Origin of the sequence: Mordavella massiliensis, assembly GCF_016902415.1 — a bacterium.
Taxonomy (GTDB): Bacteria; Bacillota; Clostridia; order Lachnospirales; family Lachnospiraceae; genus Merdimonas; species Merdimonas faecigallinarum.
Window position 1 is genome coordinate 1 of sequence record NZ_JACJLV010000120.1, and the last position, 578, is coordinate 578.

Annotated in this window: 1 protein-coding gene; it reads right to left on the reverse strand. The window is 25.6% G+C overall.

Annotated features, from left to right (window positions below):
- Positions 1-465 (reverse strand): hypothetical protein (locus H6A13_RS13065; RefSeq protein WP_204909959.1); only part of this gene is annotated, 465 nt, incomplete at its 3' end.
- Positions 466-578 lie beyond the last annotated feature (113 nt).

Consider the following 578-nt stretch of genomic DNA (forward strand, 5'->3'; position numbering starts at 1 on the left):
GATATAATTATATGAATTTATTAGTTTAGATGAGTTTGGATTGTCTCTATTCAAATAATCATTGTGCAAATGTAAAATATATCCGCAATCATTATATTTTTTTAATCCTTGTATAAGTCTAGGATTTCCCTCAACAATAATTTGATCAAATTCTTGAGTACTCATCATTTTACCTATTGTACGTGCAAATCCATTTCCTATAGACATTTTGAAAAAATGATTACAAATATACGATATTATTACTGAGAAATTATATTTCAAAGAGTCTGTTTTAACATAATAAAACTTAGTATACTTATATCTTTTCGAACAAGCCTCAGCATCCATATCATAGCATGAATACACAAAAAAATCATGTATATGTGTTTTCTCATTTTCTTCAAGATAATGAGATACCAACGTTTGAATTGCACCACCTTTAGTTGGTGGTAATGGATATTTTTCAATTATAATTCCAATTCTCATTTCTTATATTAATTCTTTCCATTGTTCTGTAATTGATGTTATCAAAAATTTATCTAATACACTTTTTGTTCTACTAGATAGAACTTTTCTTTTTTCTTTATCCTGTATTAAAT